The 9,312-nt window shown below is 70.5% G+C and carries 13 protein-coding genes; 7 read left to right on the top strand and 6 right to left on the bottom strand.

The features are described from left to right. On the bottom strand, nucleotides 1–888 hold an 888-nt coding region (bagA, locus tag KME77_RS23970; protein ID WP_308250865.1), incomplete at its 3' end, for an ATPase BagA. A gap of 77 nt (nucleotides 889–965) precedes the next feature. Here bagA and sp36 point away from each other — a divergent pair. From sp36 to KME77_RS23950, 4 genes are all read left to right on the top strand, one after another. Further along, a complete protein-coding gene (gene sp36, locus KME77_RS23965; protein WP_219471185.1) occupies nucleotides 966–1,121 on the top strand; it encodes a Sp36 family protein in 156 nt (51 codons plus the stop codon). Further along, complete coding sequence (locus KME77_RS23960; RefSeq protein WP_219471184.1) at nucleotides 1,118–1,576, top strand: RidA family protein; 459 nt, start codon at nucleotides 1,118–1,120, stop codon at nucleotides 1,574–1,576. Before sp36 ends, KME77_RS23960 begins: the two co-directional genes overlap by 4 nt. 128 nt (nucleotides 1,577–1,704) lie before the next feature. Next, nucleotides 1,705–2,508 carry an NUDIX hydrolase gene (locus KME77_RS23955; protein ID WP_219471183.1) on the top strand — a complete coding sequence of 268 codons (804 nt, stop codon included), beginning with the start codon at nucleotides 1,705–1,707 and terminating at the stop codon, nucleotides 2,506–2,508. Next, a complete protein-coding gene (locus KME77_RS23950; RefSeq protein ID WP_219471189.1) occupies nucleotides 2,505–3,293 on the top strand; it encodes an MBL fold metallo-hydrolase in 789 nt (262 codons plus the stop codon). Before KME77_RS23955 ends, KME77_RS23950 begins: the two co-directional genes overlap by 4 nt. Before the next feature lie 62 nt (nucleotides 3,294–3,355). Here the strand turns inward: KME77_RS23950 and KME77_RS23945 are convergent, their stop codons facing one another. Then, nucleotides 3,356–4,036 (bottom strand): Crp/Fnr family transcriptional regulator, encoded by a 681-nt coding sequence (locus tag KME77_RS23945; RefSeq protein ID WP_219471182.1) that lies wholly within the window; start codon nucleotides 4,034–4,036, stop codon nucleotides 3,356–3,358. 107 nt (nucleotides 4,037–4,143) lie between these two features. Here KME77_RS23945 and nth point away from each other — a divergent pair, with 107 nt between their 5' ends. Together nth and KME77_RS23935 are read left to right on the top strand one after the other, a co-directional pair. Next, nucleotides 4,144–4,800 carry an endonuclease III gene (gene nth / locus KME77_RS23940; protein ID WP_246610627.1) on the top strand — a complete coding sequence of 219 codons (657 nt, stop codon included), beginning with the start codon at nucleotides 4,144–4,146 and terminating at the stop codon, nucleotides 4,798–4,800. Between the two features lie 37 nt (nucleotides 4,801–4,837). Beyond that, nucleotides 4,838–5,485: an NUDIX hydrolase gene (locus KME77_RS23935; protein ID WP_372451217.1), complete on the top strand. Its 648-nt coding sequence runs from the start codon at nucleotides 4,838–4,840 to the stop codon at nucleotides 5,483–5,485. On the opposite strand, the gene KME77_RS23930 is transcribed toward KME77_RS23935, so the two are convergent. Further along, nucleotides 5,462–6,040 (bottom strand): HEAT repeat domain-containing protein, encoded by a 579-nt coding sequence (locus KME77_RS23930; protein ID WP_219471179.1) that lies wholly within the window; start codon nucleotides 6,038–6,040, stop codon nucleotides 5,462–5,464. The two genes, KME77_RS23935 and KME77_RS23930, sit on opposite strands and share 24 nt — an antisense overlap. 81 nt (nucleotides 6,041–6,121) lie before the next feature. Here KME77_RS23930 and KME77_RS23925 point away from each other — a divergent pair, with 81 nt between their 5' ends. After that, a complete protein-coding gene (locus tag KME77_RS23925; RefSeq protein ID WP_219471178.1) occupies nucleotides 6,122–7,312 on the top strand; it encodes a MarP family serine protease in 1,191 nt (396 codons plus the stop codon). Here the strand turns inward: KME77_RS23925 and KME77_RS23920 are convergent. The 3 genes from KME77_RS23920 to KME77_RS23910 form a co-directional block, all read right to left on the bottom strand. Continuing rightward, nucleotides 7,309–7,761, bottom strand: coding sequence for a DUF309 domain-containing protein (locus KME77_RS23920; protein ID WP_219471177.1), 453 nt, complete (start codon nucleotides 7,759–7,761; stop codon nucleotides 7,309–7,311). The genes KME77_RS23925 and KME77_RS23920 overlap by 4 nt on opposite strands. A 105-nt stretch (nucleotides 7,762–7,866) precedes the next feature. Further along, on the bottom strand, nucleotides 7,867–8,787 hold the full coding sequence (locus KME77_RS23915) for an alpha/beta fold hydrolase (protein WP_219471176.1): 921 nt from the start codon (nucleotides 8,785–8,787) through the stop codon (nucleotides 7,867–7,869). Then, entirely contained in the window at nucleotides 8,777–9,223 is a 447-nt protein-coding gene (locus tag KME77_RS23910; RefSeq protein ID WP_219471175.1) for a phage holin family protein, read from the bottom strand. The genes KME77_RS23915 and KME77_RS23910 overlap by 11 nt, the downstream gene beginning before the upstream one ends. Nucleotides 9,224–9,312: the final 89 nt, after the last annotated feature.

Raw genomic sequence — 9,312 nt, 5'->3', positions numbered from 1 at the left:
CAGAGAGGCGCGCCCCTCGCGTCCGAGCTCGGTCCGCCGGGCGTGCTCGGCGACCTCCTCGGCCAGCGCCTCGGCCAGCGCGGTGGCGCCGTCGGCGAGCCCGGCGGCCTTCAGCCCGAGCGTCAGCTCGCCGATGTCGAACCGTCCCTTGACAGCACTGTCAAGCGCAGTCTGGGGAAGGAGTGATTCACGCACCATGTTGATGAATATTCCTCCGGCCGGCAGGCCCGCGGCGCGCAGTTCGGCGATCCCGTCCAGCGTCTCCTGGACGGGCATCTCCTCAAGCAGGGTGATGAAGTGCACCGCCGTTTCCGGAGATTTCACTACACCGCTCACCAGGTCGGAATGATTCTTGATCGGGCCGACCCTGGCCAGCCCGGCGACCTCCTGGGTGACGTTCAGGAAGCGCGCGATGCGGCCCGTGGGCGGCGCGTCGAGCACCACGGCGTCGTAGACGCGCTTGCCGTTCTTGCCGCGCCTGCGCACCGCCTCCGTCGTCTTGCCCGTGACGAGGACGTCGCGGAAGCCGGGCGCGACGGTGGTGGCGAAGTCGACGATGCCCATCTTGGTCAGCGCGCGGCCCGCCCGGCGCATCCCGTAGAACATCTCCATGTACTCGAGCATGGCCTCCTCGGGATCCACGGCCAGCGCGTACACGTCGCCGCCCGACGGGGCCACGGCGATCCTGCGCTCCTCGTACGGCAGTGGCGGCAGATCGAAGATCTGCGCGATGCCCTGCCTGCCCTCGACCTCCACGAGCAGGACTTTTCGTCCGCCCGACGCCAGGGCGAGAGCGAGTGCCGCGGCGACCGTGGTCTTGCCGGTGCCGCCCTTGCCGGTGACGACGTGCAGTCGCACGCCGTCCCAATCGGTGTCCCGAGAGTCCACGTTTCGAGGCTACCGAACGGTTACTTGACGGAAGCCGACGACCACCCTTTGAGATTGCTCACACTAGGCTGCCCCCCATGAAGAAATGGGAGTACCTGACCGCCCCGGTGCTGATCCACAACACCAAGATGATCCTCGACAACTTCGGGTCGGACGGGTGGGAGCTCGTGCAGATAGTGCAGGGCGCCACCCCCGAGCAGCTCGTCGCCTACTTCAAGAGGGAGAAGGCATGACGCCCGAGGAGAAGATCGCCGAGCTGGGGCTGACGCTGCCGCCGGTCGTGGCGCCGCTGGCGGCGTACGTGCCGGCCGTACGCACCGGCGACCTCGTCTACACCTCGGGCCAGGTGCCCATGGTCGACGGCAAGCCCGCCTTCACCGGCAAGGTCGGGACGGAGGTGAGTCTCGACGACGCTCGCGAGGCGGCGAAGATCTGCGCGCTCAACGCGCTGGCCGCGTTGAAGTCCGAGATCGGCGACCTGGCGAAGGTCGTACGGATCGTCAAGGTCGTGGCGTTCGTGGCCAGCGACCCGTCGTTCACGCAGCAGCCGCAGGTGGCCAACGCGGCCAGCGAGCTGCTCGGCGAGGTGCTGGGCGAGGCGGGCAAGCACGCGCGCAGCGCCGTGGGCGTCGCCGTGCTGCCGCTGGACGTCCCGGTGGAAGTGGAGCTGATCGCGGAAGTCTCCTGAAAAGAGTGGAGATCTCCTGAACGAGCGGAGGTCTTCGGGAGCGGGCGGAAGTCTCCTGAGGAACCGGAGGTCTCCCGAAAAGTCGGGATATGTCACGATGACCGAGTGATGTTCTAGAAGGAGGTCATGTGACTGGTCTTCGAGTCCCGGAGGAGCTCGCGGAGCGGGCGAGGGGCATCCTCGCCGGACGAGTGCAGCCGGTCCCCGCGCGGGACGCCGCCACGGTGGTGATCCTGCGCGAAGGACCGGAGGTGTACCTGCTCCGGCGCAAGTCCACGATGGCCTTCGCGGCGGGCGCCTACGTCTTCCCGGGCGGCTCCGTGGACCCCCGTGACACCGACCAGGCCGTGGCCTGGGCGGGGCCGTCCCCGGCCGAATGGGGCGAGGTGTTCGCGGCCGAGGAGCGGGTCGCGCGCGGTTTGGTGTGCGCGGCCGTACGGGAGACGTTCGAGGAGTCGGGCGTGCTGCTGGCCGGCCCCGGCCCCGACTCGGTCGTGGCCGACACCACGGGCGACGACTGGGAGGCCGACCGGCTCGCGCTGATCGACAGGAGCCTCGCCTTCGCCGACTTCCTGGCCAAGCGCGGCCTGGTGCTCCGCTCCGACCTGCTCAAGCCGTGGGCCCACTGGATCACGCCGGAGGTCGAGCAGCGGCGCTTCGACACCCGTTTCTTCGTCGCCGTGCTGCCCGAGGGTCAGCGCACCCGCGACGTCGGCGGCGAGGCCGACCAGGTCGCCTGGGAACGCCCCGCCGACGCGGTCGAGCTGGCCCGTGAAGGCAAGATCTTCCTGATGCCGCCCACCCACCACACCCTGAACGAGCTGGCCGCCTGCGACTCCGTCGAGGCCGTCCTGGCCACGCCGCGCGAGATCGTCATGATCATGCCCAAGATCGTGGAGATCGACGGCGAATGGCAGTTGGTGACCTCATGAGCGGCCTGCACGTCCCGGTCGGCTCGCCCGACGGATCCCGTACGGCGCACGCCGAGAACCTGCTGGCCCCCAACCCGTCCCCCATGACCCTCGACGGCACGAACACGTGGCTCGTCGGCGGCCAGGACGTCATCGTGGTCGACCCCGGCCCCGACGACGAGGGCCACCTGAGGCGGGTCGCCGATCACCTGAACGGGCGCCGGGTCGTCCAGATCCTGCTCACCCACGGCCACCACGACCACAGCGGCGGCGCCAGGCGCTTCGCCGAGCTGGTCGGCGCGCCCGTGCGGGCCCTGGACCCCAAGCACCGGCTCGGCGACGAGGGGCTGGGCGAGGGCGACGTGGTGAGCGCCGACGGGGCCGAGATCCACGTGTACGGGACGCCCGGCCACTCCTTCGACTCGCTGTGCTTCTGGCTGCCCCAGGACAGGGCCATGCTGACCGGCGACACCATCCTCGGCCGGGGCACCACGGTGATCGCACCCGACGGTGACCTGGCCGACTACCTGCGCAGCCTCGACCGGCTCAGGGCCACCGCGGAGAGCCTGGCGGCCGAGGCGCTGCTGCCCGGCCACGGGCCGGTGCTGGCCGACCCGATCGGCGTGCTGGACGGCTACGTGGCGCACCGGCGCGAGCGCCTCGACCAGATCAGGGCCGCGCTGGCACAGGGCGCGCGGACGCCGCGCGAGGTCGTGGAGATCGTGTACGCCGAGGTGGACCGGATCCTGTGGCCCGCCGCCGAGATGTCGGTGCGGGCCCAGCTCGACTATCTGGAGCGGTCGTAAAGCTGTCTGGGCGGTCGTGGAGCTGTCTGGGCGGTCGTGGAACTACCTGAGCGGTCGTGGGGCTATCTGGAGCGGTTGTAGAGCCGGTCCATGTCGAGGATGACCACGGCCTTGGCCTCGATGCGCAGCCACCCGCGCTGCGCGAAGTCGGCCAGCGCCTTGTTGACCGTCTCGCGGGAGGCGCCGACGAGCTGGGCCAGCTCCTCCTGGGTGAGGTCGTGGTGGACGCGCAGCCCGTCCTCGGTCTTGATGCCGAACCGGTTGGCCAGGTCGAGCAGCTGCTTGGCCACCCGGCCGGGCACGTCGGTGAAGACGAGGTCGGCCAGCACGTCGTTGGTGCGGCGCAGCCGCTGGGCCAGCGCGCGCAGCAGGTGGAGCGCCACCTCGGGCCGGCCGGTGAGCCAGGGGCGCAGGTCGTCGTGGCCGAGCCCGGCCAGCTTGACGTCGGTCAGCGCGGTCGCGGAGGCCGTACGGGGACGCGGGTCGAACAGCGACAGCTCCCCGAACATCTCGCTCGGGCCCAGCACGCTCAGCAGGTTCTCGCGGCCGTCGGGCGAGGTGCGCGACAGCTTGATCTTGCCTTCGAGCACGACGTAGAGCCGGTCGCCCGTCTCGTTCTCGTGGAAGAGCGTCTGCCCCTTGGACAGCTGGACCTCGGTGATGCTCGTCCGCAGCGCCGCGGCGCTCTCCCGGTCGAGCGCGGCGAACAGGGGGGCCTTGCCCAGCACATCTTCGGTGTTCACTCTGCCTCCTCTGCTGCCATTGTGACGCACCCCACTTCAGGCGGCACACATAGGCTATGGGAATGCCCATTGAGTCAAGGCTCGCCCTCGTGCGTCGCGCACGCCGGATGAATCGCATCCTGGCGGAAACCTACCCTGACGCCCATTGCGAGCTCGACTTCGGTACCCCGCTGGAACTGCTGGTCGCGACCATCCTCTCGGCGCAGTGTACGGACAAGCGGGTCAACATGGTTACTCCCACCCTGTTCGCGAAATATCCCACCGTCGAGGACTACGCGGCCGCCGACCGCGCCGAGATGGAGGAGATCATCCGCTCGACGGGCTTCTTCCGCGCGAAGACCAACAGCATCATCGGCATGGCACAGGCCGTTTGCGAGCAGCACGGCGGAGTGGTGCCGAAGAAGCTCAAAGACCTGGTCAAGCTTCCCGGAGTGGGCCGCAAGACGGCCAACGTCCTGCTCGGCAATGCCTTCGACGTGCCCGGTCTCACCGTGGACACCCACTTCCAGCGGCTGGTACGGCGCTTCGGCTGGACCGAGGAGACCGACCCCGTCAAGATCGAGCACGTGGTGGGGGAGCTGCTGCCCAGACGGGAGTGGACGATCTTCTCGCACCGGGTGATCTGGCACGGCCGCCGCATCTGCCATGCCCGCACCCCGGCGTGCGGGGTGTGTCCGCTGGCCGCGCTCTGCCCCGCGTACGGCACCGGCCCCACCAATGCCGCCAAGGCGCAGAAGCTGGTCAGACCAGGGCCTTTCTCGTGACGGGAAGCCCCTCGGGGCCGGGCGTGTTGGAGTGAGCGTGACTCAGGTCCCCGACTGGCTCGACAGGCTCGCGGCGCAGGCCGTGCTCACCTCCATCGCCCCAGGGCTGCGTCCGCCTCCGCAGGGCGGGCGGCTCGCGGCGGTGCTGATGCTGTTCGGCGAGGGGCCGCTCGGCCCCGACGTGCTGCTGATCCAGCGCAGCTCGCGCGGACGCAGGCACGCCGGCCAGCCGGCCTTCCCCGGCGGCGGCGTGGACCCCGAGGACGGCGGGCCCGTCGACGCCGCGCTACGCGAGGCGGAGGAGGAGACCGGGGTCGACCCGCGCGGCGTGACCGTGCTCGGCACCATGCCCGAGCTGTACATCCCGCGCAGCGACAACCGGGTCACACCGGTCATCGGCTGGTGGCACACGCCGTCGGCGGTCCACGCGGCCTCACCCGACGAGGTCGACTCGGTGGAGCGGGTGCCGGTGGCGGAGCTGGTCGATCCGGGCAACCGGGTCACGCTGCGCCACCCCTTGGGCTACGCGGGGCCCGCGTTCCGGGTGCGCGGCATGCTGGTGTGGGGGTTCACGGCGATGGTGCTGGACGGCGTGCTGCGGGCGGCCGGGCTGGAGCGGCCGTGGGACCCCGCCAACGTCATGGACATGCCGCCCGACGTGCTAGATCTCGCCTCCCGCGGTTAGCGGGTTCTGGTCCCGCGGGGGCAGCAGGTCGTGGGCGTCGATCTCGCCCCCCGTGGTCAGCGCCACCCCCAGGGACGCCCAGTCGGCCACGTCGGCGTCGCTGTCGGCCGCCAGCGCGCGCAGCGCCTCCAGCCCCGCCCGGTCCGGCGGGTCGCCCAGGACGTGCTGCAGCGCGTACGCGGCCCCGTACCGCACCCTGGGATCGGCGTGCGCCGCCAGGTCCATCACGGACGGCAGCGACCGCGGATCGGCCAGGTGCCCGAAGGCGATCAGCACCGAGTACAGCACCATGATGTCGTCGTCACTGGCGGCCAGGTAGCGCAGGACGGGCAGCGTCCGGTCCACGAACCGGTCCAGCATGCCCATGATGTCCACCCCGAGCAGCCGCTCCCGGACGTCGTCGGCCGCGCACAGCCGCCGGGCCTCGATGAACGACTCCAGGTCGCCCCGTTGCCGCAGCACCGAGATCGCGTGCCAGCGCACCGGCCCGTCAGGATCGTCGTCGCCAAGAGCTGCTTCGATGAGACAACGCACGGTGTCGTCGATCGGCGGCATGCCGCTCACCGTAGCCATCGGGGGGTCGCGCACCTGCGGAAGACGTGCACACTTGACCCTGTCGCTGGCTACCTTTGAATCGTGCGCGGTGATCTGCTTGACCTCATTTTGATCGGCCTCGTGATCGCCTTCGGCATCTCGGGGTACCGGCAGGGCTTCATCATCGGCGTCATGAGCTTCGTCGGCTTCGTCGGAGGGGCGGTGCTCGGGGTCTTCATCGCGCCCCCGATCTCCAAGGCCGTGGTCGACGGCGACACTCCTCAGGCGCTGCTGGCGATCGTGATCGTGTTCCTCGCCGCGACGATCGGCCAGTTCGCCTCCTCGACGATCGGCGCGGTGGTGCGCAGCCACGTCACCTGGGAGCCCGCCAAGGTCGCCGACGCGGTGGGCGGCACGTTCGCCAGCGCGCTGTCGGTGCTGGTGATCGCCTGGCTGATCGGCTCGCTGATCGTCTCGACCGCGTTCACCCCGCTGGTCGACCAGGTGAAGAACTCCATGCTGCTCACCACGGTCGACGACGCGATCCCGCAGACCGCGCGCAACTGGCAGCAGCCGTTCAAGAAGTTCATCGACCGCTCGGAGTTCCCGCCGGTGTTCGACGCCATCGGCGCCGGCCAGCTCGTCGACGTCGACCCCCCGGCGCGCAGCATCCTCCAGGGGTCCAAGCTCAACCGCGCCCAGCGGGCCATCGTCAAGGTGCAGGGCAACGCCGAGAGCTGCAACAAGCACATCGAGGGCACCGGGTTCGTCTACGCCGACGACCGGATCATGACCAACGCGCACGTGGTCGCCGGCGTGACGCGCGACCTGCAGGTCACCGACTACGAGGGCAAGCGCCACAACGCCACCGTCGTGCGCTACAACCCGCAGCGCGACATCGCCGTCCTGTACGTGCCGGGGCTCAACCTGCCGCAGCTCTCCTTCGACGGCACCGCGGAGAAGGGCGACAACGCCATCGTCGCCGGCTTCCCCAAGGGCCAGGGCTTCACCGCCGAGCCCGCCCGCATCCGCAGCCAGCTCGACGCCGAGGGCCCCGACATCTACCGCAGCTCGAACGTCACCCGCAAGGTCTACGCCATCCGCGGCAAGGTCCTGCCGGGCAACTCGGGCGGGCCGCTGCTGACGGTGGACGGGCGCGTGTTCGGCGTCATCTTCGCCGCCGCGATCAGCCAGGAGGACACCGGGTACGTGCTGACGGCCGGTGAGGTCAGGCCCGACGCCGACCAGGGCAGGAACGACACCACCCCGGCGGGCACCCAGGAGTGCGACTAGCCTTCACCGACCGGCAGCGCGCTCCGGATCAGCTCGATGGCCCGCTCGGGGTCGCCGTCGTGGGCCAGCCCCGACGCGGCCCGGCCCACCTCGTCGTACGGCTCCCCGTACGCCTGCACGCGGGCGGCCCCACGGCTGAAGAGGGTCAGCGCCCCGCGCCCGTTGCCGCGCTGCAGGTGCGTCAGCCCGACGCAGATCTGCGCCAGCCCCTGCCACAGCTCGCGCTCCTCCTCGGGGGCGCACTTCCAGCGGCCCTCGAACACCTCGTGCGCGTTGAACGGCAGCCCCTCGGCCAGGAACCGGCGGCCGTCCTCCAGGGCCTGCGGTGTGGTGGGGGCGTACTCGTCGGGCACTCTGTCCACGCCGGGGGAGCCGTAGGGGAGCGGACGCCCGTAGGCGTCGCGTGGCCGGGCGTTGCGCGGCCTGCCCTCGGCGTCGCGGTCTCTCATCGCCTGCTCTCTCACGGTCTCTCAGCGGCTCATCCGGATCACAGTGGCCCACCTGAATCTCGGCGGCTCACCTGGATCTCGGTGGCTCACCTGGATCTCAGTGGTTCACCGGTCGGGTTCGGGGTCCGACAGCCAGCCGATCAGCTCCGAGTCGAACACGTCCGTGGTCTCCTCGTGCGGGAAGTGCCCCGCCCCCTCGATCAGCCGCCACCTGTACGGGGCCGCCACGTACCGGCTCGAACCCTGAGCCGTGCGCGGCAGCACACGACGGTCGAGCGCCCCATGCATCTGCAGCGTGGGGGCCTCGATCTCGGTGCGCATGGCCTTGGCGTACCGGCGCCCGTCGGGCCGGAGCTGCGAACGGCCGAACCACCGGTGGTACTCCAGCGCGCAGTGGGCGACGGCCGGGATGCGGAACGCCTCGCGGTAGACGCCCGAGGTCTTCGCGTCCGGCCAGCCGGGCCCCGACCACTCCTCCAGCATCCTGCCCACCAGCGAGCCGCCGTCGCGGGTGAGCCGGCGCTCGGGCAGCAGCGGCAGCTGGTAGCCGAGCGCCGGCCTGGTGGCCTTGAGCTGCCCGAACGGGTCGGTCAGCAGCGCGCTGCGCAGCCGCAGCGGATGCGGCGCGGACACGACCACCAGCCGGTGCACGCACTTGGGGTCGAGCACCGCCATCGTCCAGGCCAGCAGCCCGCCCCAGTCGTGCCCGACCACGATGGCCCCGGTCTCGCCGAGCGCGCGGATCAGCCCTGTCGCGTCGCTGGCCAGCGTGGGCAGGTCGTAGCCGCGCGGCGGCTTGTCGCTGCCGCCGTAACCGCGCAGGTCCACCGCCGCCGCGCGGAACCCCGCCGCGGGCAGCGACTTGAGCTGCTCCCGCCACGTCCACCAGAACTGCGGGAACCCGTGCAGCAGCAGCACCAGCGGACCGTCACCGGCCTCCACGACGTGGAAGCGGGTGCCGCCCGCGTGCACCGCGCGGTGCCGCCACGGGCCTTCGATCCGGACGACCGACTCGTCAGGCGCCATCACTGGTCACCGGCTCGATCTGCTTCTCGTTGCCCGGTTGCCGGCCCGGCTCCTTGTGCGGCTCGGCGATCTCCTTGAGCCCCTTGATGGACCTGGCCGTACGCTTCATCCCCGCCAGCCCCTTCAGCCTGCGCACCCCGATCAGCACCAGCAAGCCGGCCGTGAGCAGGTAGAAGACGGTCACGATCAGGAACGCCAGCCAGTTGGGCATCACCTGGGCCAGCGCGTACGCGATGGTGAACGAGGCGAGGATCAGGCACAGGTGCGCCATGAAGGCGGCCGCGGCGAACAGCCCGCCCGCCATGCCCACCCGCTTGGCGTCGAACCTGAACTCGGCCTTGGCCAGCTCGATCTCCGAGCGGACCAGCGTCGATATGTGATCACTCGCCTGGGCGACCAGTGAGCCGAGTGATTCTTCCTCGGGAGTCTGCGGCATGAACGTCTCCTATCGAGGCCTGGTGGCCGTGTCAAACATCATTCAGCGCGATGCGCCGCTTGCAGCCAGGCGTCGCCGGACACGCCGAG

It is taken from the genome of Nonomuraea rhizosphaerae (assembly GCF_019396405.1).
In the GTDB taxonomy this organism is placed as follows: domain Bacteria; phylum Actinomycetota; class Actinomycetes; order Streptosporangiales; family Streptosporangiaceae; genus Nonomuraea; species Nonomuraea rhizosphaerae.
The sequence above is the reverse complement of the archived record's forward strand: the minus strand, read 5'-3'. Positions and strand labels throughout refer to the sequence as shown.

Excerpts from the sequence above, each read along its gene's own strand:
- sp36 (WP_219471185.1), top strand. The coding sequence starts at position 966 with ATGAAGAAATGGGAGTACCTGACCGCCCCGGTGCTGATCCACAACACC.
- KME77_RS23960 (WP_219471184.1), top strand. The coding sequence starts at position 1,118 with ATGACGCCCGAGGAGAAGATCGCCGAGCTGGGGCTGACGCTGCCGCCG.
- KME77_RS23950 (WP_219471189.1), top strand. The coding sequence starts at position 2,505 with ATGAGCGGCCTGCACGTCCCGGTCGGCTCGCCCGACGGATCCCGTACG.
- nth (WP_246610627.1), top strand. The coding sequence starts at position 4,144 with ATGAATCGCATCCTGGCGGAAACCTACCCTGACGCCCATTGCGAGCTC.
- KME77_RS23930 (WP_219471179.1), bottom strand. The coding sequence starts at position 6,040 with ATGCCGCCGATCGACGACACCGTGCGTTGTCTCATCGAAGCAGCTCTT.
- KME77_RS23920 (WP_219471177.1), bottom strand. The coding sequence starts at position 7,761 with ATGAGAGACCGCGACGCCGAGGGCAGGCCGCGCAACGCCCGGCCACGC.
- KME77_RS23915 (WP_219471176.1), bottom strand. The coding sequence starts at position 8,787 with ATGGCGCCTGACGAGTCGGTCGTCCGGATCGAAGGCCCGTGGCGGCAC.
- KME77_RS23910 (WP_219471175.1), bottom strand. The coding sequence starts at position 9,223 with ATGCCGCAGACTCCCGAGGAAGAATCACTCGGCTCACTGGTCGCCCAG.